The organism is Chelatococcus sp. KU-N122, assembly GCF_055391085.1.
The window spans coordinates 7,491,770-7,514,763 of record NZ_AP043981.1 but is presented as its reverse complement, the minus strand read 5'-3'; the positions used below and the strand labels follow the sequence as shown (position 1 = coordinate 7,514,763).

Here is a 22,994-nt window from a genome sequence, read left to right as displayed (position 1 = left end):
GGGGACAGGCCGTCACAGGGGCAGGGTCAGCGAGGCGGCGAGCTTGACGAGGTCGGCCTGGCGCCGGCAGTCGGTCTTCTCGAAGACGCGCAGCAGCTGCGTCTTGACCGTGCCGACCGAGAGGCCGAGCTGGGTGGCGATGGCCGCCTGTGTGTGGCCGGCGGCGATCATCTCGAACACGCGCGTTTCCGCCGGCGTGAGGCCATAGATCAGCGCGATCGCGTCCCGCGGCAGGTCGGGCGCGGTCAGAGCCGGCGCGATCACGAGCGCCGCGGTCGCGGGTTGCATGAGGCCGGTGAGCGACTTGCGGCGCGTGCACAGCGGCAGGACATGGACGACCGCCGGCATGCCGTCGGGCTGTCGGGCCGGGATACCGATGCCGCGCGCGCCGGGCTTCGCCAGCCTGCTGGCGGCGTCGCGGACGGCAGCGTCCAGCGCCGCCGTCGTCGCCTCCAAGGGGAGGGCGATTCTGCCGTCCCTGACCTGGACGGGGCTGTTCGCCGCGAGCATGGCAGCGGCAGCGCCATTGGCGTGAACCGGTCGCATATCCTCGTCTACGAGGACGATGCCCGCTTTGAAGGTCTCCAGCGTGGAGGCGAAGGTCTCGACCTCGATGGCCCGAAGCTCCAGGATCCGGCTGATCGCCAGGGCGCGGCGCAGATGCGGCATGATCAGCCGCAAGCCGTCGAGCTCTTCGTCGGTGATCTCGCCCGCCGAGCCATGCCGGCCCATGGCGAGGTTGGCAAAGCTCTCCGTGTTGCGCTCGAGGCTGACCAAGACCGCATCGGTGATGCCCTGCGGCTGGACCCACTCCGCGAAGTAGCGGTTCTCCATCATACGCTCCAGATTTCCTGGCTCGCGGAGCCCCGGCATGGCGCGGGACTGCACGATCGGTTCCTCGAGCGGGTGTGTCCGCATCCGCTCGGGGCCGCCCCAGAGGTCGAGAACGGCGGTGCCGAAGGTACTGATGAGGGCCAGCCACGGAGGCTCGATGCCGGTCGCCACATTGAGGCTCACGCGGCCGTCGCTGAGGCCGTTGACCGCCAGAACGGCATTGAAAAAATTGAACTCGATGCGGATCGCGTCGATGACCGCGCTCCATTGCTCCGGCGCGAGCACGCAATCGTAAATGGCGCCGATGAGGTCGGATAAGCGTTCCGCCGAATATGCGAATTTCTGGCTCACGGCTGTTTCTCCTAGGCCTGCGCCCCCATCTCGACGCAAGGAGGTCCGGCAACGACGCACTGTTGCTGCCCGCAGGTCCGACGGAGGCGAGGCCCGCCGCGGCACCGCACGCCGAACAGCGCACTACGCAACGGGATCATCGGGCCACGTTCTTTATTCCCGAGGCCACCACCTGACGCTCTGACGCCGTGGCGCGCCGCCCCCTTTAGCGGTGCTGCGGCCGCCTCGCCTCTGCCAAACGGTAGACGCCAAGCTCAACAAATTCCGCAACGAGAGGGGCTGGACGTGCAGGCACGAGATCCTACGGCCGCAGCACCGCGAAAGCGGTGCTGCATCCCTCCACCGAATGGTGGAGGGGGACGGCAAGGATACGGGATGCGGGCCGGCAGAATAGGGACATAGGGCCGGAGGAAAGCGCGCCAGATCAAAGGGTTGGTACATGTCCCCGCAGATCGGGAGATGCGCCAGCGGCGAGGACGGGGCGCGAGCGGATTATGGCGATCACGAACGGCGTCGACGGCGGCTCGACGGACGCTCAGCACCAGGGCTGGCTCGAGATCAGCGCCTATGACCTCCACGTCGCCAACCTCATCGCACAGGCGGGCGGTGGCGGCGCGGCGGGCAAGGCCGAGTTGAGGAGGCGCCGGCCGAGACCTTCGTCGACAATGTCACCCGCCGCCACGTCGACAACTACGCCGAGTGCGAATCCCGGTTTGGCGCTCGTCATGCGCGCATAGCCGAGCTGCCGCTGCCGCGCGTGAAAGCGGCGCGCCAGTTGCCTCGCGCGGTTCGCGAACGGATCGCGGCACACACCGCGCCGCACCGCAGCGCTGGGCTTTGCGGCGGTGCAAGCGGCGTAAGCGAAGGGCGCGGGCGATGGGCGGCGGCGGCCGCCCGTCGCTCAGCGGCTCAGGACGCAAGCCTGGGCGCCGCCAAGCCGCCCGAGTCCAGGCTTCTGGTGAGCAGCGCGACCTCGGTGCGGTTTTTCGCGTTGAGCTTGCGCATGATCGCCTTCACGTGGACCTTGACGGTGCTCTCGCGCATGGCCAGCGCGTAGGCGATCAGCTTGTTCGGCAGTCCCTTGCGGATCTCCCGGGCGATGGCGAGCTGCCGCGGTGACAGGAGCTTGGCCAGCTCCGAGGCGCGGGGCTCGTCGTCGCGGGCTGCGGTGGCCACCGCCGACAGCGCGCTCGCCGGGACGAAGGTGCCCCCGGCGCGCACGAGGGCCATGACCTTCACGGTCACGCCGATGCCCATGCTGGCCGGCAGAAAGGCGCGCGCGCCGCTGCGCATGACGTGAGCAACGCAATCGGCGCCCTCATGGTCCGACATCACTGCAACCGGTGGTGCGTCGGGCAGCTCCAGCACCTGCTGCAGCCGGTCGTCGAACCCGCCATCCTGCTGCGGCGCCGCCATCCAGAGGATCAGCAACGACGTGTTCAGAGTGTCGGCGTTCTGCGCCCACGCGTCGACGCTCCCGAAAGCCCGGAAGTTGTGGCCGGGCTCCATGGCTTGGAGCGACGACAATATGCACTCGCGCAGCAGGGTCCGCTCCTCGATCAGGACGGTGCACGGCCTCAACGGGGCGAAAGCGCCCGACGTGGAGGACCGCAGGCCGCCGCGAGGCTCGGCCCCGGCGGCCCGTGCGGGATGGTCTCTTGCCGAATGTTCGATGCTCACCCTTGTCACCCCTTCTTGAATCGTGCGCCCGACGGGCCGCTTGAAGGGGGGTGTAGATGCTCGACGCTGGCGATGACGTGCGCGAGCGCGCATGGCCGAGCGCCGTGTATCCGATCGAATCAGGTCATCGCGCCGCGCCGCCGGTCTGCCTTCGCGCTGTACTGGGTTCTGACAATAATGTGATCGGACGTTCCCAGACGTGTTGCTGTGTCGCCACGTTTCTTTCTGAAAAAGGACGCTTTTTGCGAAAGCAGTTTGCTTCCTGAATCGGAGCGTACAGGCGAGCCGCGTCATCCCGCCGCAAGTCGTTCCGCATCGGAAAAGTGTTTCGCAGCGTAGCTGGCTATGAGGTCGTGCTCGCGAGCCTCAGTTCAACAGGGGATAAAGTTGGGTACCGAAGCTTTGGCAGGCGACTATCGCTGGAATTCAAGCAGTTCTGGGCCGAGAGGCGACATGCCGCGGGCGGTGACGGGCCTGCCTCGTATCGCTCTGCCGGTCTCGACCGAGCCGCGCACGATCCTGATCGAGGACAGGACCTTTTTCCGCGAATGTGTCCTGGCGTCGCTTCGCGCCGCGGAGCCCGATCACGATTTCCAGGCCTTCGAGAGCGTCGCCGCGTGGGCGCAGAGCGGCGAGGCGGCCAGGACCTCGCTGCTGATCCTCTGGATGTCGGCGCCGTCCATGGCGCCGGAGCCGGACAGCGGGTTCAGCGACCGGCTGCGGCAGGTGCTGGAGCTGCCCGACGCGCCGCCGGTCGCGGTGATGTCGGACCATGAGGGCGCCGATTGCATTGCCCATGTCATGAGCAGCGGCGCGCGCGCCTTTCTGCCGGCAAGCATGGGCGTCGACATGACGGTGAAGGTTCTGGATTTGGTGCGGGCCGGGGGCACGTTCATCCCCGCAAGCACGCTGTCGGCGGTGGCAACCGCCGTTGATGCGACGCCTCGCGCCTCGGAGCTGGCCCAGCTCCTGTCGCCGAGACAGCTCGCGGTCGCGAGAGCCATGCGCAAGGGGCTGCCGAACAAGCTGATCGCCTACGAGCTGGCGATGTGCGAGAGCACCGTCAAGGTCCACGTGCGGACCATCATGCGCAAGCTGAAGGCGAGGAACCGAACGGAGGTTGCTCTCCTCACGCGGGATCTCGACGCGGCTTGCTCGGGCTAAAGCGCTTTGCGATTGGGTGGACACACCCAATCGCAAGAGAAGCGCTTCAGATTCAAAAGATTATAGGCATTTCTCTGCTACTGGATGGGTCCATCCAATAGCAGAGAAATGCCCTAACCCTGGATATCTTGCGGATCGGATGTGTCATCCGATCGAAGCGGGATGTTCCAGCTCTTGAAGCACAGCGTCCCGGCCTGGCATCGCCCGGCCGGGACGCGTGTTTTGCTTTGTGTGGATGCGGGCCTGCGGCGGGGCGGCCCACGTTCGCCGTGGCGGCCGGGGCTTCGCCCGGCCGGGCGTCAAGCCAGCGCGGGGATTACGCCGCCTTCTCGACGGCGAAGCCAAGCGCTGCGGCGCGCGCCGCGAGACGCTCGCGGATGGCGTGGGACAGCTGGCGCGCCGACTTCACGCGCGGCAGCTCCATCTCGTCGATGTGAGCTTCGCGGTCGCCGAACAGCGCCTCATACTCTGCATAATTGTCGAAGCGGCGGCGGGTGACGTTGTCGACGAAGGTCTCCGCCACGGCCCCCTCGGCCAGCACCAGGGCGTGGTCCTCGAGCTCGATGTGGTAGTAGACGAAATGCGATTCCGGCTCGTTCACCCGTGTGATGCTGGCGCCGTTGACGAGCGCGCCGGCCTGCACCAGGACGCCGTCGATCAACAGTGCGTGATCCGGCGACACGTAAAGGTCGCGGGCCGGAATGGCGTCGTCGAGAGCGCCGGCGCCGATGCGGATGGGGTAGCTGCGCAACGGCTCGGCAAACAGCGACGCGATGGTCTGCCGGCCGATCCAGAGCACCGGCCGGGTTTGCCCGTCGGCGGTCAGCACCAGGTCGCCTGCGGCGAGGTCTTCAACCCGCCTGTCGCCCGCGGGCGTGGCGATCAGAGTGCCGGCCAGGAAGCAGACGACGAGCGGATCGGTGGTGTTGACGGGAAGTGGCGCGCCGCTCGGATCGACCGTGCTGAACAGGAAAGCGATCCCGTAGGGGCCCGCAAGCACGATGCCGTCCGGCACGGAGCCGACGAAGATGCCGTTGAAGTCGAAGGGGCCGGGGCCATCCATATGCAGGGTATCACCCGGCGTAAAGCTGGTCGCATCGCCTCCGATTGCGGTGTATTGCACCGGAATCGAAAAACCGATCGGATCGAATACGTGAGTGAAGGGGTTGTAAATGCCAGCGGTGACCCAGGCTGTCTGATAAGTGGCCATCAAAGATTACTCACCTTCGGGGTTTCGGTGCAAACGTTTGACTTAGCGTAGTATTAGCAGATGAAAATTGTGCGCTTACTTGAACTAAAGCGCGCATTCTATCAAAATCACAAATTTTTGATCGATTGGATTTAAGTGATATTATCCAAATTACGCGGCGGAGGCGTGGATAGTCTACGTGGATATGGTCAAGATTCCGCCTATCATCGTCGCGTTATCGAGAACGCAGCGCCGGAACATTAGCGTTACAGTGGCGCTCTTGCTTCGGCCCAATTGGGGGTAGTGACCTAGCCCTTTGGAGGTATATCCACGTGCGAGCACCCTCTAAAGTGGTGTGCTTTACGGTGTGGAGTGGACGGCGGCGGCAGTCGTCGCCATGGGGCGTCGCCCATGCGCGGGGCGGTGCGGGTTGCTCTGCTGCCATATCGTGATCAGCGGGCTGGCCACGTCCTTCGGGCAGAGATATCCACGCCGCCCATTAGGCCAGATGGTTGCTCAAGCGGATGCGATGTCTTCGAAACGAGAGCGGATCGGTCAGGAGCCTCTGAAGCTCGCCGGCACGGGTGCCAGCGCCCAGGGCATCATCAAGGACATCCGATCGCGATTTCCGGACGCCAAGACGAAGGATGTCATGGAGGCGGCGTTTCACATGGTCATCGAGATCTCGTCCTCGGACCCGGACAATGCGCTGCGTCTGCAGGCGCTCGCTCTCGATCAGCGCGGACCGTCCGACGATTGACGGCCTACCGAGGCCTGCCCCGAAAGGGGTATCCTGTTGCCCTCTTCCGAATGTGGGGAGGCGCCGCGAGCTCATGTCCAGCCTGCGAGCCCAGCCCGTGGCGGCGCGGCTTGTGCCCGCCTGGCTCGACGTCCCGGAGCCCGGATGCCTCTCTGCCGGCCCGGACAGGCGATTGCGGAACAGTTGGTCCCCGTATGCGTCCGCTGCATGACATACGCATCAAAATGCCGCGGTTCGGCTCGGCCGGGCCCTAGACTCGCGCGCTGTAAGCCCGTGTCCCTCTTGACGGCCGCAGCCATAAGTCGCTTTATAGCGGGCGGGCGGCCCGGCTTCAACCAACGATTGGTGGACAGGCGAGGGAGGCGAGGGCTATCGACTTAGTCGACAAATCATCTGACCTAGGATGATTTGTGGTTCTCTTGGTCGCGTGCGCAACAATCGCGCGTTTGCCTCCATGTAGACGCATCGTCATCGCTTTATGTTCGAGAGGACAATTTTGCCCGCGGAGGATTTCGACGTTCTCGCTGTCTATCATGAACCTCGTGTCTCGCCGGCAACTTCGACTCACGCTGGGCATCAAGGCGCGCGAAACGTCACGTTCAGCGACGGTCGGCGGATCTCGCCGGTTCGCGTCGCGGCACCAAGGCTATCCGTGGCCGCGCGTGAAGCTGCTTCGTTTGCGTGGAACACAGATATACGCTGGAGCGTTGGAGCGAAGCTCCCGCTAGGACAGAACTGAACCTGTAATTCAGTTTGAAAATCGGGCATCGTGGGGGCGAAGCTCTATTTAAGTTGACCGTAGTCGGCACGGCCGGCAAGCGGCTCAGCGAGGGAACCGCCTTGAATACCGAAGCTTCGCCAAGCAACCGCGCCAGGCGATCAGTCAGTTCCGACCCGTGGGATGACACCGAGCCGATCGCGGTCAACGCGCCGCCGGTCTCCGTCCCTTCGGCCGAGGAGCCATGTACCGTCGTCATCGAGGATAGAACCTTCTTCCGCGAATGCGTCCTGGCGTCTCTGCAAGCTGCGGAGCCCGGCCACGATTTCCAGGCATTCGAGAGCGTGTCGGCTTGGACGCAGAGCGCTGCTGCGCGCAGGACCTCGTTGCTCATCCTCTGGATGTCGGCGCCGTCCATGCAGCCGGAGCCGGACGGCGTCTTTGCCGACCGTCTGCGGCAGGTGCAGCAACTGCCGGCTGCCCCGCCAGTCGCCGTGATGTCCGATCACGAGAGCGCAGACTTTATCGCCCACGTCATGAACAATGGCGCGCGTGCGTTTCTGCCGGCGAGCATGGGGCTCGACATGGCCGTCAAGGTCATGGACCTTGTGCGCGCGGGGGGAGCTTCATCCCAGCGAGCACCCTGTCGGCGATGACAAATGGCGGCCGTCATGACGCGCCGCGGAATGTGGACCTGGCGGCGCTGCTGTCGCCCCGCCAGCTCGACGTGGCCCGCGCCATGCGCAAGGGGCTGCCGAACAAGGTGATCGCGTACGAGCTGGCGATGAGCGAGAGCACCGTCAAGGTCCACGTGCGAACCATCATGCGCAAGCTCAAGGCCAGAAACCGGACGGAGGTCGCGCTCCTGACCGAAGAACTGGATGCCGGCCGATAATCGCTCGCGTGCCCAGGGCGAGCGCCCCGCAGCGCCGCCCGCCGCGGCGCATGCGGTGACGTGAGCGTGATCGATGTTCAGTTCGTCCGCGTCGAGGGCGTGGTCGAGCATGCGGAAGCCAGCGACGATGGGCTGAGCCTCGATATCAGGCTTGCCCGGCGGATGGAGCAGGGTTCGGAACGCTGCGTCGTCGATCCGAGCTTCGCCGTGGGAGCGGGCGACGAGCTCGATCTCTGGTACATGCTGGTCGAACGCCGCCCCGGAGCGACGCTCGGCCGTATTCTCAACCGCCGAACGGGTGAATCGATCATCTTCGACGCGCTCGTTCGGGAAGCCTGCGAAGCGCAAGCCCTCGTCGATCACCGCAACCGCGGATGTCTATTCGGCGGTGCCGGGACGCTGGTCGGAGGCGTCTGCTTCAGCGTGTTGATGCCGTGGTGGGCGGCGCTGCTGGCGTTGCCGCTCGGCTGGATCGTCGGCAGCCTCGTCGCGCTTCTGGTATTCCCGATCGGGGTCCGCCAGCGCGACATCGACGCCGTGAAGAACCGCCTCCGCGCTGGCGACGAGGATCTCGGCCGGCCATGACGCCGCTGAAACATACGGTCATAGTTCCGAAAAATGGAACTTGGTGCTGCCCGATTTCCGGATTCACACTGGCGAGGTTGCATTTTGGGGGATCAAAACGAGATTGAAAAATAAACAAAAAGAGTACGGTCGGGCCGATCGGTTGCAGCCGCAGGCAGCTGCTCCAGGCGAGCAAGGCTGCGCGTTCCTCACCGGTTGCGTGATGTGATCAGGCTGAAGGCGCAGCCTGACCGCTCCTGTCTACGGATGGGCGGGGCCCGCATGCTCCTCGTACTGCGGCAGGTCGTCGGCGATCGTGAACCATGACGCCTTGGACCCCACGAAGATGTGCTTGGTCGGGCGCAGGGTCGGCTCGTCGCTGAGGCTGCCCATGGCGACATGCGCGAAGGCACCGTCACGCACCACCGAGTAGAGCAGCGAGCCGCACCGGTTGCAGCGCGCGTCGTGGTTGCTCTCCGTGCCGAAGATCATCAGGCTGTCCTCGCCCCGGGTGACGACGAGCCTATCGCGCTCGATACCGGCGAAGGGCTTGAATGCGGAGCCGGTCGCCCGCCGACAACCCGAGCAATGGCAGTTCGCCGCGTAGCTGAATGCGTCTGCGACCGCGTAGCGGACCGCGCCGCAAAGGCATTGGCCGGCAAGCCTGCGCTCGCCGATCTCGTGTGCGTCGGTCATGGGCCCTCCAGTGGGCGCGGCACGTGACGCCCCCAGCGCCTGGAGGGCGTCCCGACCGGATGCGACCTTCCGATTCACGGGACCGGGACGGCCGTCCAGAGTGACAACGGAACAGCAGCTTCAAACAGGCGGAGCATTTCCCGATCAGATGAGCACATCTGACCGGGACGTGCTCCAGCCGCCGCCATCCGACGCCGAATCCCACCCTCTGTCCACCGCACTAGCTCGCTGTCATCGTCGATTGCAGGAGACAGCTCGCCGCCTGCAGCAGCTGGAATTCGTTCAGCGCCCCGCATTGCCCAAGAAAGTGAGCGAATACGGCCTCGTCGACACGCCCCGTATTGTCGATCACCTCGACGACCGCCTCCACAATGGCTGCCGTCGCCGTGTCAGGCGCAACAAATCCACCCAGATCCATCATCTTCATCCCTCCGCTCCTCGGCAGGGCCCTGCGCTCAGATCGCCGCCCGTGCCGCCGGACATTCGGATCTCGCCGCGCGGACCGCTGTGCTGAACGGCACGCGAATGCGGGCGTCGTCGCCCGACCGCGTGCGTGAGAGCACAGGGGAGAGCCCGTGGCCGCCGGACCAGGCGGCTGGCGGCGATTGATCGAGCGTACGTCCAGCCGGCGGCGGTCAGGGGCGGCTATCGAAGGGCCCTGAATGCTGGTCATCGGCCCAACTGAGGCACAGAAACGCCACAAGCTTGTGGGACGACATCAAGGCTTCGGCTTCGTCTGCGAGGGCAGCCGGCGGCGCGGAGCGTCACGCCGGCGTGCACGGTGTTCGGTCGACGCCCGCGACGCGATCGCGCTGGACCGTGCCATTGTCGCTGAGAGGCTTGGTGGGCGGCCGCTGTGGAGGAGGAGCCAGCCCCTTGCGCTGCGAGTTGCCGCGTTCAGTAGGAGCTTCGGTGCCCCAATCGTGCGGCCCGAGGCGCAACAGGTCTTCTTCTCCCCGCTGCCCTGGCCTCTTCGGCGTACTGATACTGATGAGCGCCGCGGTGATCTTGACCGCCGCATGGGTCCCGGCGTCCTGGGCAGCAAGCGAGAAGCCGCGGCAAGCCGAGATGGCCGCTTCGGACGGCGGCGCCGGCGAGAGCACGGCGCGCAGGTCGCGGGCGGTCAAACGGGAAGCCGGTCGAAAGCGCCGCGCGCCACGGAGCGATCGCGACGTCAGCCGATCGATCGGAAGTATCTGCTCCAATTGCTAGTGTGGTGGATCTGAAGGTCCTGCTCCCCACATGGCATCCATGTTCAGGACCTGGCGAATCCGAAATTCGCACCACCTCGGGGCAGCGCTGGGAGCGAATTTCGGATTCCCAAGCCACACTTGATGATGGTCGTTTCTGCCGATGCCGGCACGGCGGCAAGCGGCGAGGCGAATGCGGCCAAGGTCGTCAGGATAAGTGTGACCTTCATGGAAGTTCTCCGCAGTGATTGACCCGTGAGTGGAGAACAGTCTCGATTTAATTTTGCTTCCCTTGGCCGCGGATTTTCCAAAAACGAAGGCGAAATATCCTCAAGTTCATTCGATTTTGTCTTTCATTTGCTCACCAAGATCGCGAATTTTGCCGATCTATGTCGCCTTCAACGCCAATGGTGTGGATTTCCGCGGCCGATCCACCAGCCCCGGTGCAGTCCACGATTACCGTGTTGGTGATGGCCCCAGTGACCGTGCCAGCCTTTGACGCTCAACAGCATCGACGGAGGCGCCGAAAGGGGCTGCATGGGGCGGCAACCGCCGCCGGGACGGCCAGGACCAGGGTGGCGAGCGGCAGGGTGGCGAGCAGCGAGTGGTGAAGCCTCTTCATGTCGATCTCCCGTTCACAAGGCGCCGGCAGCAGGCACCTCGTTGATGAGCCGTTCGTCGGCCGCGGCGAGATTGCTTCTGGGCGTGGCGAGGGCCGCCAGAGCGAGGGGCTCGGCGCCGGCCGCAGCGGCCGCGACGGTGGGAGCGCGCGGCTCATGGTGAGCCGCCTGCGCGCACCTCAAGTGTTCAACGTGGTCGCGGGCGAATGGTTCTGCGGCCGCCCGCGGCCGGGTGGCCGCTCATTCTCGTTTAAGTGATAAGTTGAAGCTTGTGGTGTCGGCTGTCGGCGGCGACCCAAGGCATTTGGTGCACATGATGCTTGGCCTTTCTGGTGCGATGGCGGGAGCCCGTCGTGAGCCTCAACTGTGCAATGCCGCACGCCGTCCAACATGACTAGGCGGTTACTTGTAGTATAGACTTTGCATCTGACAGTACCGAGGGGGCACAGCTTCGCAGCTGCGGAGAGGCCTCCACGTCATCGGCATCGGGATCAGGGGGCACATGGCAAAGCCGACCAAACCGCCCTATGGCCGCTCGATCATCGTCGGGCTGAGAGCGTCGGCGATGGGCGCCGGCGCTGTGGGCAATGCGACGTCGCCGTGGAGCCTCGGCACGCCGGGCGAGGGCCGGCCCGGGCGGCACCGGGAGGCCGAGCTGCTCGATTGCGTCGCCGAAACCATGCTGATCCTTGCCGTGATCGGCAGCATCACCGTCGTCATCGTGGATGCGATCACCTGAGGGTGAGCGCGCGCATCGCCGGGTTGCGGCCGCTGCCCTTTCGCACGCTGCCGTCTTGCGGTCTACTGGCGCGTAAGGGGTCCAACCCCCAGGTCGGCAAGGGAGGAGCGCCGCGATGCGGTTCGGCATTTTCTACGAGCATCAGCTGCCCAGGCCGTGGCAGCCGGGCGACGAGGCCAAGCTGTTCCACGAGGCGCTGGCCCAGGTCGTGCTCGCCGACAAGCTCGGCTACGATTATGCGTGGGAGGTCGAGCACCATTTCCTCGAGGAGTACTCGCACTCCTCCGCCCCTGAGGTGTTCCTGTCGGCGTGCGCGGCGCTGACCAAGACCATTCGCGTCGGCCACGGCATCCGCCAGGTGATCCCCAACTACAACCACCCGGCCCGCACCGCCGAATGCCTCGGCACGCTGGACATCATCTCCAAGGGCCGGGTCGACTTCGGCATCGGTGAGGGCGCTACGCGGCTCGAGCTCGGCGCGTTCGGTATCCCGGCCAGGGAAAAGCGCGCCATGGCCATCGAGGCGGCCGAGCAGATCGCCAACATGATGGTGATGGACCCCTATCCCGGCTACGAGGGCAAGGGCTTCTCGATGCCCTGCCGCAACATCGTGCCCAAGCCGGTGCAGAGCCCGCACCCGCCGATCTGGATGGCCTGCACCAATCGCGACACCATCAAGGTGGCAGCCTCCATCGGCGTCGGCGCGCTGGCCTTCTCGTTCCTCGACCCGGAGGAGGCGCGCACCTGGGCCGGCATCTACTATGACATCATCAAATCCGACCGGTGCGTGCCCATCGGCCACGCCGTGAACGCCAACATCGCCATGGTCTCCAATTTTTCCGTTCATCGCGACCGTGACGAGGCGATCCGGCGCGGCCATGAGGGCTTCGAGTTCTTCGGCTATGCGGTCAATGCGCTGGTGGCGCACGACACCGTGCCCGGCCGCTCCACCCTCTGGCACGATTACATCACTGCGCGCGGCAATCGCACCCAGGAGGTGATCGACGCGGCCAAGCGGGCGGAGACCTATGCCTCCGGCATCGGCACGCCCGACGACATCCGTGAGCACATCAAGGGCTTCCAGGAGGCGGGCATCGACCAGGTGATCTTTCTGCAGCAGGCCGGCCGCAACCGCCACACTCACATCTGCGAATCGCTGGAGCTGTTCGCCGCCGAGGTGATGGGCGACTTCAAGGCCGAGGTGGCGGCGCGCGAGGCCAGGAAGGCCGAGGACTTGGCGCCCTACCTGGAGGCCGCCCTGAAACGCAAGCACTGGATGAAGCCGCTCGATGACGGCGAGATCCCCGTGGTCCGCGCGTCCGTGGCCCGCGCCCAGACCGCCAATTCGGTGAGCTGACATGAACATGATCGAACACGACATCCCGACGGGGCGGGTGGCCGGCCGTTGCGACCCCCGCTTTGCCGGCGTGCTGGACGCGTTCCTGGCGAACTTCGCCGACCGCAACGAGGTCGGCGCCTCCGTCTGCATCATGGTCGACGGCGAGCCGGTGGTGGACCTTTGGGGCGGCGCTCGTACCGCTCAGGGCGACCCGTGGGAGGCGGACACGGTCTCCATCGTCTTCTCCTGTACCAAGGGCGCGTCGGCGCTCTGCGCGCACATAGCCGCCGAGCGCGGGATGCTCGACCTCGACGCCCCGGTGGCACGCTACTGGCCGGAGTTCGGCCAGGCCGGCAAGGAGGGCGCCCGGGTCTCGATGATGCTCGACCATTCCGCCGGCGTGCCGGCCGTGCGCGAGGCGCTACCCAAAGGCTCCGTCTACGACTATCAGTACATGTGCCAGCGCCTGGCCGAGCAGGCGCCGTTCTGGGCGCCGGGCACGCGCAACGGCTACCACGCCATCACCGCCGCGTGGACCGTCGGCGAGATGGTCCACCGCTCGACCGGGCGGCGTCTCGGCCGCTTCTTCGCCGAGGAGGTGGCGGGGCCGCTCGGCCTCGACTTCTGGATCGGCCTGCCCGAGGACATCGAAGGGCGGGTGGCTCCGGTCATTCCCTATCCGGAGGACGACAAGACGCGCAATTCGCGGCTCGCCCAGGCGGTGCGTGCCGATCCGATGGGCCCGACCGGCCGCTTCCTGCTCAACGGTGGCGGCTTCAACCCCAACTCGCGTGACGGCCACGCGGCTGAGATCGGCTCCGCCAACGGCATCACCAACGCGCGGGGACTGGCCGGCCTCTATGCACCGCTGGCCAACGGCGGCAGCTGGCGCGGCACGCGGCTGGTTGCGGCGGATACGCTGACGCGCATGGCCCGCGTCTCGGTCGCCACCCATGAGGATGCGACGCTCATGATTCCGACGCGGTTCTCGCTCGGTTTCATGAAGTCGATGGACAACCGTGCGCTGGACAACGCCGACGATTGCTCCGTGATCCTGTCGGAGCCCGCCTTCGGCCACGTCGGTGCCGGCGGCTCGATCGGTTTCGCCGACCCGGAGGCGAGGATGAGCTTCGGCTACACCATGAGCCGCATGGGTTCCGGCATCCTGCTCAACGACCGCGGCCAGAGCCTGGTCGACGCCGCCTACCGGGCGTTGGGCTATCGCTCCAACGCCGGCGGTGCCTGGGTGGCGTAGCGTCGCGGCCCGAAGAGCCTTGCGATCGGCTCACCTCATCCGATCGCAAAATGGCCGCTCGAGCCTCAGTGAATGCGAGGTCCCGCGCGCGGATGTCCCATCTGCGCGCGGGACACGCGGCGCCTCCGTGATAGAATCTCTGCCGACGGCGAGTGGCCGAGCCACCGTCCGTCAGGACGTTGGGGCGCGGACCACGTCGAGCGCCCCTCCAACGCAGGGAGGCGCGCCGTGCCATATGCCCAAGCGATGATCTGCAAGGGGTGCTGGCAGCAGATGCATCTGCCCATACCCTTGCGCGGACCGGTCTCCCTTCCCTTCCGCGCCTTCGGCATCCGGCGGAGCCGGATGAACCCGAACACCTGCACGATTTGCGAGCTCATGTTCACGCGCGTGATGAAGGCCCGCAAAATTCCGGTCGACGTGACAGTCCTGTTTGCGGACCTGCGTGATTATACGGCTCTTTCGCAGTCGCTGCCGACCGATACGGTGTCTTCTCTGCTGGACGTCTTCTATGACGAGTGCGCCGACGCCATCTGGGAGTTCGATGGCCTGCTCAACAAGACGATCGGCGACGCGGTCATGGCGATCTTCAACTTTCCGATCCAGCACGCTGACCATGCCGAACGCGCCGTGTGCGCCGCACGCGCGATCCGGCAGCGCTGCCACGCCCGCCCGGAGTTCCATGTGGCCAGGAGGGCCGGCGACGGCGAGCAGGAGCTCGGTGTCGGTATCGGCATCGATTCAGGCGAGGCCAGCTTCGGCGAGTTCGGTCATTCGCATCGTGACCTGACGGCGATTGGAACGGTGGTCAATACAGCGGCGCGCGCCCAGTCTGTCGCCGAGCCCGGGCAAATCCTGGTCAGTCGCAGCGTTTACGATCGGGCCGGTCTACAGACGGGCGGTGGGCACGGTCGAGGCTACCAGTTGAAGGGCTTCGATAGGCCCGTCGAGCTCTTTGCCGCCTGAGCTCCGGTGGCGGTGATCCGGGATCGGGGGCCATCGTCGGGGGCCGCCTTGGCGACCGCCCGCGGGTCTCAGCGCAGCCGCGCCACGCAGGCGTCGACGAAGGCGCGCAGCTTGGGCTGGTTCCGGCTGCCGCGGGGGAAATAGATGAACAGGCTGTCCTGCGCCGGCGCATAGGCTTCGAGCACGGGCTCGAGCGAGCCATCGGCGATCTCGGCGGCCGTCTGCAGGCTGGACGTATAGATGAGGCCCATGCCCTGCCGGGCCAGCGCCCTGAGCAGACCGGCATCGTTGACCACCACCGATCCCGGCGGCTCGATGGCCAGAGCCTGGCCGTCGCGCTCGAACTCCCAGCGGTAGATGTCGCCCACGTCCGGGCGGCGGTAGCGGATGCACTCGTGCCCGGCGATGTCCTCCGGCGTTTGCGGCCGGCCGCGCGCCGCGAAGTAGGCGGGAGCGCCCAGCACCATCCAGGCGAACGGCGGCGTCACGCGCGCCGTCACCATGTCGCGATCGATGAACTCGCCGATGCGGATACCTGCGTCGTAGCCGCCGGCGACGATCTCCGCGTGCGTCTCGTCCACCGTGATCTCGACCTTCACGTCCGGATAGGCCGCGCAAAAGCCCGGCAGCACCGGCTCGATGACGTAGGGCAGGGCGACCCGGTGGACGAGCAGGCGCAACGTGCCGGCGGGCGTGGCGGCGAGCTGGACGAGATCGTCGAGGGAATCGGTGATGGTCGCGGCGGCGGGGCCGATGCGCTCATGCAGCCGCTCGCCGGCTTCGGTCAGCGCCACCGAGCGCGTCGTGCGGTGGAACAGCGGCTGGCCGAGCCGCGCCTCGAGGCTCTGCACCGCCTGGCTCACCGCGCCGGGCGTGACGCCGAGCTCGAAGGCGGCCCTGCGGAAGCTGCCGCAACGCACGATCGCCAGGAACTGCAGGAGGCCGTCGAAGGGATCGGCGCGCGCCATGGCCAACGGTCTCCGGGTTCGAAGCGTTGACTATATAGCGCAGCTAAACACTGTATGAAGCGCGAAGCGCCTAACCCTCAACAAACAAAGCGCATATCTGAACCTCTGTCCGTGCGGCGGACGATCCCGAAAGGTTGAGCACATGCGCTACAGGACTCTCGGTGACACCGGGCTTCTGGTGTCGAACATCTGCTTGGGCACCATGACCTTCGGCGGCAAAGGCTACTGGACCGCCATCGGCAACCTGGACCAGTCCGTGGCCGATGGCATCGTCGCACGGGCGCTCGATGCCGGCGTCAACTTCATCGACACGGCCGACGTCTATTCGGAGGGGCTGTCGGAGGAGATCACCGGGCAGGCGATCAAGAACTCGGGCCGGCCGCGCTCGGACATCGTGCTGGCCACCAAGGTCTACGGTCAGACCGGCCCCGGCCCCAACGAGCGCGGCGCCTCGCGCGGCCATATCATGGACGGCGTCAAGGCCAGCCTGAAGCGGCTCGGCACCGACTACATCGACCTTTACCAGATCCACGGCCTCGATCCGATCACGCCGATCGAGGAGACGGTGCGCGCCCTCGATGATCTCGTCCGACAGGGCCATGTCCGCTATGTCGGCCTGTCGAACTGGTCGGCCTGGACCATCATGAAGGCGCTCGGCGTCGCTGACCGGCACGGCTGGACGCGTCCGGTCACATTGCAGGCCTACTACACCATTGCCGGGCGCGACCTCGAGCGCGAGATCGTGCCGCTGCTGAACGCCGAGAAGCTCGGCCTCATGGTGTGGAGCCCGCTCGCCGGCGGCCTGCTGTCCGGCAAGTACGGCCGCGACGGCGGCGGCCCCAACAGCGCGCGCCGCGCCTCCTTCGACTTCCCGCCGGTCAACCGCGAGCGCGCCTTCGATTGCATCGACGCCATGCGCGCCATCGCCGACGCCCACGGCGTCTCCGTGGCGCGGATCGCGCTGGCCTACGTGCTGGCCAAGCCCTTCGTCATGTCGGTCATCATCGGCGCCAAGACCGCGGAGCAACTCGACGACAACCTGGCGGCGACCGGGGTTGCCCTCACGGCCGAGGAGATCGAGGTGCTCGACAAGGTGAGCGCGCTGCCGCCCGAATATCCCGGCTGGATGTTCGAGCGCCAGGGAACGGCGCGCGCGGCACAGCTGGCCTAAGGGAGCCCGATGTCCGATCAGGTACTGGAACGGCCGGCGGCCGCGGCGGCCGGCGAGCCGTCGGCTGCGCTGCTCACGGTGCTCTCGGTGGCGACCGGGGCGCTCATCGCCAACCTCTACTACGCCCAGCCGCTGGTCGCCGCCATCGCGCCGGCGATCGGCGTCACCCCCGATCTCGCCGGCGCGGTCGTGGGCGTTACCCAGATCGGCTACGGCATCGGCCTGTTCCTGCTCGTCTCGCTGGCCGATCTTGTCGAGAACAAGACGCTGGTGCTCACGTCGATCGCCGTCACCACGGTGGGCCTGATCGGCACCGCGCTGGCGACGGCCGCCGCTCCGTTCTTCGCCGCGGCCGCCCTCATCGGCTTCTGCTCGACGGGCGCGCAGATCCTGCTCCCCTTCGTCGCGCATCTCGTCCCCGAGGCGCGGCGCGGCCGCGTTGTCGGCAACGTCATGGCGGGAGTGCTGACCGGCATCATGCTGTCGCGCCCGGTCGCCCTGTTCATCGCGGCGAGCTTCGGCTGGCGCGCCGTGTTCTGGACCTCGGCCGTGCTGATGATCGGCATCTGCCTGGCGCTGGCACGCATGATGCCGCGCTACCGCCCGGCGCCGGGCATGCACTACGGCCAGATTCTCGCCTCCATGGGCGGCCTCTTGCGCGACATGCCGGCGCTGCGCTGGCGCGCGGCCTACCAGGCGCTGATGTTCGCCGCCTTCAACATGTTCTGGACGGCGGCGCCGCTGATGCTCGCCGACCGCTTCGGCATGGGCGAGCACGGTATCGGCCTGTTCGCCCTGGCCGGTGCCGGCGGCGCGCTGGCGGCGCCCTTCGTCGGCCGCCTCGCCGACCAGGGCCGCGGTGTCGCGGTGACGGCCATCGCCATGGCGTCGCTCGGCCTTGCCTTTTTCGCCTCCGGCTGGGCTGCGGCCGCGGCGGCGCTCGCCGTGCTGGTGGTGCTGGCCATCGTCATCGACAGCGCCATCCAGGCCAATCACATCATCAGCCAGCGCATCATCTTCTCCGTGCCGGCCGCGGTGCGAGGGCGCGTCAACGCGCTCTACATGACCATCACCTTCGCCGGCGGCGCCGGCGGATCGGTGCTGGGCACCATGACCTATCACGCCGGCGGCTGGAGCGAGACGGCGGTCGTCGGCGGCCTCCTCGGCGCCGCGGCGCTGCTGCTTCTGGCGGTTGAACGTCTGCGGGCGCGGGCGCCCGCGACCCCGGGAGAAACGCCTGCTCCATGACGGTGGGGCAGGGGGATCTGATTCCAAAGTGTCAAAAAGGCATGGAGTGGGCGCGTAATCGACGATAGTCCTGTTGCCACGGGCCCCGCCGGCGCGAGCCGGCGCGCCTCTGGACCTTCACGTCAGGACACCGCATGCCCACCCTGTTCGACCCGATCCAGCTTGGCGCCATCCGCGCGCCCAACCGCATCCTGATGGCGCCGCTGACCCGCGCCCGCAATACACGGGATTTCGTGCCGACGCCGGTCATGGCCGAATACTACGCCCAGCGCGCCAGCGCCGGGCTGATCATCTCCGAGGCGACCGGCATCAGCCCGCAAGGCCTGGGCTGGCCCTACGGCCCCGGCATCTGGAGCGCCGAGCAGGTTGCAGGATGGCGCCGCGTCACCGACGCGGTACACACGGCCGGCGGCCGCATCATCTGCCAGATCTGGCACATGGGCCGCCTGGTGCACCCGAGCTTCCTGGGCGGCGCGCAGCCGGTGTCGTCGTCGGCGACCACGGCGCCGGCCAAGGCACACACCTACGAGGGCCGGCACCCCTATGCCGAGTCGCGGCCCTTGCGCCTCGACGAGATCCCGGGCCTGCTCGCCGACTACGCCACCGCGGCGCGCAACGCGCTGGAGGCAGGTTTCGAGGGCGTCGAGATCCATGCCGCCAACGGCTATCTGATCGACCAGTTCCTGCGCGACAACTCCAACTTCCGCAACGACGCCTACGGCGGCTCGATCGAGAACCGCATCCGCCTGCTGCGCGAGGTGACCCAGACGGTGGCGGACGCCATCGGCGCCGACCGCACCAGCGTACGTCTGTCGCCTAACGGCGACAGCCAGGGCGCCAACGACAGCAACCCCGAAGAGCTGTTCCCGGCCGCCGCGGCGGCGCTCTCCGCCATCGGCATCGCTTTCCTGGAGCTGCGCGAGCCGGGCTTCGACGGCACGTTCGGCAAGGCCGAGCGGCCGCCGATCGCGCCGGCCATCCGCGCGGCCTTCGCCGGCCCGCTGGTGCTCAACTCCGACTATGATGCGGCCAAGGCGCAGGCGGCGCTCGCCTCCGGCGAGGCCGACGCCATTTCCTTCGGCCGCCCCTTCATCTCCAACCCAGATCTGCCGCACCGTCTCGCCAAGGGTCTTCCGCTCACCCCCGACGCGGCGTCCACCTGGTACTCCCAGGGGGCCGAGGGCTACGTCGACTACGCCGTGGCATCGTGAGGTAGGGTGCTGCGGTTTGTGTCATGGCAGCTCGGGCGGGATCCATCCGCCCGAGCTCCGTGCGCCGGGCTTGAATGCCTCAGCGGGCCGATGACGGAGATGTCGTTTGTCAGCCGCGTGATCGCAGCGATCGCATGGGATAGGCGTCGTACCTGGCTCCGATCCGAGCCTGGATCATCGGGTCTGCGCCGGTGAGCGCCTCGATATCCTCGCTGTCGTCGATCGCGAACAGCGAGAGCCCCCAGCCGCCCGCGGGATCCATGACCGGGCCGTGAGCGACGACCTTGTCGTCTTCGAGAAGGCTCTGGAGGTAGGCGCCGTGCTCCTGCATCAGCGCCGCCTCCTCAGCCGTCATCGTCGTGATGAAATCCGTGCGGGGCGGAATAAACCTGCAAAAGAAGTACTTCATGCCAATCGTCTCCCCGTTCGCCTGCGGTGATCGCCCCCCGTAGCGAGGGCTCGTTGCTGGGCGCCTCTTCGCCGAACCGACGGCCGTCCGAACCGCTCGTTCGCCGGGCTACGGTCCGGACGCTTCGCGGGTCGCTATCACACGAGGCCGGCGGTTCAAATTCTAGTTCTATTATAGAACTTACACCGTATGATAGGCTGACGTTGATATAAAGGCCACGCCGGACCGCTTATGGTATCGACGATGTGGTGTTTGGAACGGAGGCGCCGCGCCGTCGCGGGCTCACGTGATAGGTCAGCGCCATACCGAGGCAGATCGCCAGCGGCATGGTGGGCAGGGGCCTTGCACAGTCGAGCAGGATCGCCCGGTTACCGGCGAAGCTGAGCGCGTCGGCGAACTGCGCGCGAAAGCGGTCGACCAGCGTCGTGCGGCAGTTGAACAGCACAGCGGCCCGGTCGTCGGCACCGGCGACGCGGCCGAGGCGGATGGTGCTGCCGCTGCCGCTGGCGACGGTGAGATAGGCCGGCTCGCCCCACTTGAGGGTCTCGGTCAGCGGCCCCGCACCAGGCGTTGCGACCGCGGTTTCGAAGATCAGCGCCCGCACGGCCATGAGCTGCGCCCGGACGTGCACCGGCAAGCGGCGCATGGCGGCCGCGACTTCGGCGGGCATGGGGGGCGGGCTCATGTCTCCCTCACCGGTAGATGGATGTCGGTCAGGAGCTCCGGCGGCGGCACGTCGGGGGGCGCGTTGAGGTAGGCTTCGAACGCCGGCGCATCGGCCGCCTCCAGGCCCGATTGCGGCAGCCAGACACCGTACAGCCAGCGATATGCCCCCTTCATGTCGGCGTAGGGGCCCTTGTAGCGCAGCCTGGCGTAGCGTCCGCCGGGCACGACGAAACGCTCGACCGGCGGCGCCAGCGCAACGTCCTCGGCGACCGGCGTGCAGGCCTTGGCGCGCAAGGCGTCGGCCGGGACGAGGTCGGGGTCGTCGAAGAAGACGGCCAGCATCGGCTGGCCCGGCGCCAGCAGGTTCCGCGCGCCGAGCGCTCCGAACAGCTGGCCCATGGCCCGGTCGATCTGCATGTAGGGGCCGGTGTGAGCCACCGCCGCGCAGGTGCGCGGCGGCAACGTGTCCACGGTTACGGCGAAGCCGGCTGCATCATCTGCGAGGCTCGCCGCCTTGAAGGCGGCGTGGCTGCCGTGGGCACGGTAGTCCGCCGGCGGCATCCCGTACGCCTCTCGGAAGGCACGGGCGAAGGCGTCGGGCGAGCCGTAGCGCGCCCGTTCGGCAATCTCCCTGATGGCCATCTGCGAATTGGCCAGGCGATCGGCGGCGCGGGTGAGGCGCAGGCGGCGGACGGTGGCGGCGATCGTCTCGCCGCGCATGGCCGTGTAGATGCGGTGCCAGTGGTAGGCGGACAGGCAGGCGACATCGGCAAGCGTGTCGACGCGGATGTCCTCCTCAAGGTGGGCGTGGATGAAGTCGACCACCCGGTCGATGCGAGCTTCGTAGCTCGCCCGCGTCCGCGATCGTTCCATGGCTCCGGCCCCGTCGATTTGCCAACGGAGCGATCCTGGCACGGGTCGACCCGACAAATCCTGCGCAATGCGGGAGGGCCGGCGCCCGCAGCCTCATGGCCGGGCCAAGATGCTATGGGAGCCCGGCCATGACGACGTGGGGGACGAAAAGAACCTTACAGCGACACAGGCTTGGCGGAGGCCTCCCAGTCCGAGCCGTTGAAGGTGGCGATGAACAGCTCCGCGAAGGTGTTGTAGTCGTCGGGCGTGATCGCGTAGGTCAGGCCCGGCAGCAGGGCCGGCGCCGACATGCCCTTGAGGTTGGTCGCCTGCTTCAGCAGGTTCTCGCGCGTCAGCTCGTCGCCGCACTTCTCCAGGATGCGCCCCATCAGCACGCCCAGCGAGTAGCCCTGAAAGGCGATGTCGTTGTCGGCGTCGACGTTGGGCAGGGATTTTTCGCGCAGCGCCTGGAAGGCCTTCACGTCCGCGTCGTCGGCCCAGTGCGAGCTGCCGACGTGCTTGATGTAGAGCGTGCTGACCACGCCCTTCGCCGTCTCCGGCCCCGCCGCGTTGATGATCGAGCGGCCGGTCGAGGTGCTGACCAGAAGGTGGAGCGGCTGCCAGCCGAGCTCGTGCACCTTCTTGAGCGATTGCGACGTCGCCTTGCCGGTGCTGACGTTGTAGAGCACGTCGGCGCCGGACTGCTTCAGCTTGATGATCTGGGAATCGATGGTCGGATCGGTCAGATCGTAGGGCGCCTCGGCGACGATCATGGTGGCGGCCTTGTCGCCCAGCACCTCGCGGAACGCCTTGATGTACTCGCGGCCGAACTCGTCGTTCTGGTAGAGGATGCCGACCTTGCCGTCAGGCTTGCTCTGCAAGAGCCAGCGGCCGAGGATGCGCCCCTCGGTATTGTAGAGCGGCAGGCTCGACGTCGTCCACGGGAACTCTTTCGGGTTGTTCCAGCGCGGCGCTCCGGTATTGAGCAGGAGCTGCGGCACCTTCTTGCTGTTCAGATACTTCTGCACCGCCGATTGCGGCGCAGTGCCGAGCGAGCCGAACAGGCCCAGAACTTCATCCTGCTCCACCAGGCGGCGCGTCGCCTCGACCGCCTTGGGGGCGCTGTAGGCGTCATCGAGCGAGATGAAGTTGATCTTGCGGCCGTTGATGCCGCCCTTGGCGTTCAGCTGCTCGAAGTAGGCGGTCTGCGCCCGGCCGATGACGCTGTAGGGCGAGCCTGCGCCGCTGTAGGGGATGGTCTGGCCCAGCCGGATCTCGGTGTCGCTGGCGCCCGGATCGTAGCGCTTGCCGGCAGCGCGGGCGCGCGACACGAAGGGGGCGGCGAGCGCCAGGCCTGCGGCGGCCGTGAGGAGGTCACGCCTGTTCATATGTCTCGGTCTCCTTGGAAGTGCTTTGTCGTTGTCGACAGGCTCCTGATCGGCAGGGCTGCGCAACGTGCCGGGGACAAGCGGCGGTTTTGGCGGCAATCGCGCGGCCCGTCAAACGTGG

28 protein-coding genes are annotated in these 22,994 nt (G+C 66.9%); 17 read left to right on the top strand and 11 right to left on the bottom strand.

The features are described 5' to 3' along the window. Nucleotides 1-12: 12 nt before the first annotated feature. Nucleotides 13-1,185: a helix-turn-helix transcriptional regulator gene (locus ACZ5PO_RS33960; protein WP_464187110.1), complete on the bottom strand. Its 1,173-nt coding sequence runs from the start codon at nt 1,183-1,185 to the stop codon at nt 13-15. A gap of 494 nt (nt 1,186-1,679) precedes the next feature. Between ACZ5PO_RS33960 and ACZ5PO_RS33955 the strand changes: the two genes are divergently transcribed. Further along, entirely contained in the window at nt 1,680-1,922 is a 243-nt protein-coding gene (locus ACZ5PO_RS33955; protein ID WP_464187109.1) for a hypothetical protein, read from the top strand. A 172-nt stretch (nt 1,923-2,094) separates the two neighbouring features. On the opposite strand, the gene ACZ5PO_RS33950 is transcribed toward ACZ5PO_RS33955, so the two are convergent. Next, nucleotides 2,095-2,865 (bottom strand): LuxR C-terminal-related transcriptional regulator, encoded by a 771-nt coding sequence (locus tag ACZ5PO_RS33950; RefSeq protein ID WP_464187108.1) that lies wholly within the window; start codon nt 2,863-2,865, stop codon nt 2,095-2,097. 56 nt (nt 2,866-2,921) lie between these two features. On the opposite strand from ACZ5PO_RS33950, the gene ACZ5PO_RS33945 reads away from it, so the two are divergent. Beyond that, the gene (locus ACZ5PO_RS33945; protein WP_464187107.1) at nt 2,922-3,131 is read left to right on the top strand and encodes a hypothetical protein; all 210 of its coding nucleotides are present in this window, start codon (nt 2,922-2,924) and stop codon (nt 3,129-3,131) included. A 187-nt stretch (nt 3,132-3,318) separates the two neighbouring features. Then, entirely contained in the window at nt 3,319-4,029 is a 711-nt protein-coding gene (locus ACZ5PO_RS33940; protein WP_464187106.1) for a LuxR C-terminal-related transcriptional regulator, read from the top strand. 316 nt (nt 4,030-4,345) lie between these two features. Here the strand turns inward: ACZ5PO_RS33940 and ACZ5PO_RS33935 are convergent, their stop codons facing one another. Continuing rightward, nucleotides 4,346-5,092 carry a Hint domain-containing protein gene (locus tag ACZ5PO_RS33935; protein WP_464187105.1) on the bottom strand — a complete coding sequence of 249 codons (747 nt, stop codon included), beginning with the start codon at nt 5,090-5,092 and terminating at the stop codon, nt 4,346-4,348. 574 nt (nt 5,093-5,666) lie between these two features. On the opposite strand from ACZ5PO_RS33935, the gene ACZ5PO_RS33930 reads away from it, so the two are divergent. The 5 genes from ACZ5PO_RS33930 to ACZ5PO_RS33910 all read left to right on the top strand — a co-directional run bounded on the left by ACZ5PO_RS33930 (nt 5,667) and on the right by ACZ5PO_RS33910 (nt 8,384). Beyond that, nucleotides 5,667-5,978: a hypothetical protein gene (locus ACZ5PO_RS33930; RefSeq protein WP_464187103.1), complete on the top strand. Its 312-nt coding sequence runs from the start codon at nt 5,667-5,669 to the stop codon at nt 5,976-5,978. A 792-nt stretch (nt 5,979-6,770) separates the two neighbouring features. Then, nucleotides 6,771-7,352: a hypothetical protein gene (locus ACZ5PO_RS33925; protein ID WP_464187102.1), complete on the top strand. Its 582-nt coding sequence runs from the start codon at nt 6,771-6,773 to the stop codon at nt 7,350-7,352. After that, nucleotides 7,349-7,591: a response regulator transcription factor gene (locus ACZ5PO_RS33920; RefSeq protein WP_464187101.1), complete on the top strand. Its 243-nt coding sequence runs from the start codon at nt 7,349-7,351 to the stop codon at nt 7,589-7,591. Before ACZ5PO_RS33925 ends, ACZ5PO_RS33920 begins: the two co-directional genes overlap by 4 nt. Before the next feature lie 99 nt (nt 7,592-7,690). Beyond that, the gene (locus ACZ5PO_RS33915) at nt 7,691-8,176 is read left to right on the top strand and encodes a hypothetical protein (RefSeq protein WP_464187100.1); all 486 of its coding nucleotides are present in this window, start codon (nt 7,691-7,693) and stop codon (nt 8,174-8,176) included. Between the two features lie 40 nt (nt 8,177-8,216). Continuing rightward, nucleotides 8,217-8,384, top strand: coding sequence for a hypothetical protein (locus ACZ5PO_RS33910; RefSeq protein ID WP_464187099.1), 168 nt, complete (start codon nt 8,217-8,219; stop codon nt 8,382-8,384). A 32-nt stretch (nt 8,385-8,416) separates the two neighbouring features. Here ACZ5PO_RS33910 and ACZ5PO_RS33905 read toward each other — a convergent pair whose 3' ends face one another. From ACZ5PO_RS33905 to ACZ5PO_RS33895, 3 genes are all read right to left on the bottom strand, one after another. After that, nucleotides 8,417-8,851, bottom strand: coding sequence for a GFA family protein (locus ACZ5PO_RS33905; RefSeq protein WP_464187098.1), 435 nt, complete (start codon nt 8,849-8,851; stop codon nt 8,417-8,419). Between the two features lie 220 nt (nt 8,852-9,071). Further along, nucleotides 9,072-9,278: a hypothetical protein gene (locus ACZ5PO_RS33900; protein WP_464187097.1), complete on the bottom strand. Its 207-nt coding sequence runs from the start codon at nt 9,276-9,278 to the stop codon at nt 9,072-9,074. 337 nt (nt 9,279-9,615) lie between these two features. Further along, nucleotides 9,616-9,978 carry a hypothetical protein gene (locus ACZ5PO_RS33895; protein ID WP_464187096.1) on the bottom strand — a complete coding sequence of 121 codons (363 nt, stop codon included), beginning with the start codon at nt 9,976-9,978 and terminating at the stop codon, nt 9,616-9,618. A 322-nt stretch (nt 9,979-10,300) separates the two neighbouring features. On the opposite strand from ACZ5PO_RS33895, the gene ACZ5PO_RS33890 reads away from it, so the two are divergent. The 6 genes from ACZ5PO_RS33890 to ACZ5PO_RS33865 all read left to right on the top strand — a co-directional run bounded on the left by ACZ5PO_RS33890 (nt 10,301) and on the right by ACZ5PO_RS33865 (nt 14,960). After that, the gene (locus ACZ5PO_RS33890; RefSeq protein WP_464187095.1) at nt 10,301-10,540 is read left to right on the top strand and encodes a hypothetical protein; all 240 of its coding nucleotides are present in this window, start codon (nt 10,301-10,303) and stop codon (nt 10,538-10,540) included. 121 nt (nt 10,541-10,661) lie between these two features. Next, complete coding sequence (locus tag ACZ5PO_RS33885) at nt 10,662-10,919, top strand: hypothetical protein (RefSeq protein WP_464187094.1); 258 nt, start codon at nt 10,662-10,664, stop codon at nt 10,917-10,919. Nucleotides 10,920-11,163: 244 nt separating this feature from the next. Further along, nucleotides 11,164-11,400 (top strand): hypothetical protein, encoded by a 237-nt coding sequence (locus tag ACZ5PO_RS33880; protein WP_464187093.1) that lies wholly within the window; start codon nt 11,164-11,166, stop codon nt 11,398-11,400. A 115-nt stretch (nt 11,401-11,515) separates the two neighbouring features. After that, nucleotides 11,516-12,757 (top strand): LLM class flavin-dependent oxidoreductase, encoded by a 1,242-nt coding sequence (locus tag ACZ5PO_RS33875; RefSeq protein ID WP_464187092.1) that lies wholly within the window; start codon nt 11,516-11,518, stop codon nt 12,755-12,757. 1 nt (nt 12,758) lies between these two features. Continuing rightward, nucleotides 12,759-13,994 (top strand): serine hydrolase domain-containing protein, encoded by a 1,236-nt coding sequence (locus tag ACZ5PO_RS33870; protein WP_464187091.1) that lies wholly within the window; start codon nt 12,759-12,761, stop codon nt 13,992-13,994. A 273-nt stretch (nt 13,995-14,267) separates the two neighbouring features. Continuing rightward, complete coding sequence (locus ACZ5PO_RS33865) at nt 14,268-14,960, top strand: adenylate/guanylate cyclase domain-containing protein (protein WP_464197146.1); 693 nt, start codon at nt 14,268-14,270, stop codon at nt 14,958-14,960. 68 nt (nt 14,961-15,028) lie between these two features. Here ACZ5PO_RS33865 and ACZ5PO_RS33860 read toward each other — a convergent pair whose 3' ends face one another. Next, nucleotides 15,029-15,928: a LysR family transcriptional regulator gene (locus tag ACZ5PO_RS33860; protein ID WP_464187090.1), complete on the bottom strand. Its 900-nt coding sequence runs from the start codon at nt 15,926-15,928 to the stop codon at nt 15,029-15,031. Nucleotides 15,929-16,070: 142 nt separating this feature from the next. Here ACZ5PO_RS33860 and ACZ5PO_RS33855 point away from each other — a divergent pair, with 142 nt between their 5' ends. The 3 genes from ACZ5PO_RS33855 (at nt 16,071) to ACZ5PO_RS33845 (ending at nt 19,558) form a co-directional block, all read left to right on the top strand. Next, complete coding sequence (locus ACZ5PO_RS33855) at nt 16,071-17,099, top strand: aldo/keto reductase (protein WP_464187089.1); 1,029 nt, start codon at nt 16,071-16,073, stop codon at nt 17,097-17,099. Nucleotides 17,100-17,108: 9 nt separating this feature from the next. Continuing rightward, entirely contained in the window at nt 17,109-18,347 is a 1,239-nt protein-coding gene (locus ACZ5PO_RS33850; protein WP_464187088.1) for an MFS transporter, read from the top strand. A 134-nt stretch (nt 18,348-18,481) separates the two neighbouring features. Continuing rightward, a complete protein-coding gene (locus ACZ5PO_RS33845) occupies nt 18,482-19,558 on the top strand; it encodes an alkene reductase (protein WP_464187087.1) in 1,077 nt (358 codons plus the stop codon). 109 nt (nt 19,559-19,667) lie between these two features. Here the strand turns inward: ACZ5PO_RS33845 and ACZ5PO_RS33840 are convergent, their stop codons facing one another. The 4 genes from ACZ5PO_RS33840 to ACZ5PO_RS33825 all read right to left on the bottom strand — a co-directional run bounded on the left by ACZ5PO_RS33840 (nt 19,668) and on the right by ACZ5PO_RS33825 (nt 22,873). Next, complete coding sequence (locus ACZ5PO_RS33840) at nt 19,668-19,967, bottom strand: YciI family protein (RefSeq protein WP_464187086.1); 300 nt, start codon at nt 19,965-19,967, stop codon at nt 19,668-19,670. A gap of 229 nt (nt 19,968-20,196) precedes the next feature. After that, nucleotides 20,197-20,652 (bottom strand): DUF1801 domain-containing protein, encoded by a 456-nt coding sequence (locus tag ACZ5PO_RS33835; RefSeq protein ID WP_464187085.1) that lies wholly within the window; start codon nt 20,650-20,652, stop codon nt 20,197-20,199. Continuing rightward, a complete protein-coding gene (locus ACZ5PO_RS33830; protein WP_464187084.1) occupies nt 20,649-21,506 on the bottom strand; it encodes an AraC family transcriptional regulator in 858 nt (285 codons plus the stop codon). The genes ACZ5PO_RS33835 and ACZ5PO_RS33830 overlap by 4 nt, the downstream gene beginning before the upstream one ends. 155 nt (nt 21,507-21,661) lie before the next feature. Beyond that, entirely contained in the window at nt 21,662-22,873 is a 1,212-nt protein-coding gene (locus tag ACZ5PO_RS33825) for an ABC transporter substrate-binding protein (protein WP_464187082.1), read from the bottom strand. Nucleotides 22,874-22,994: the final 121 nt, after the last annotated feature.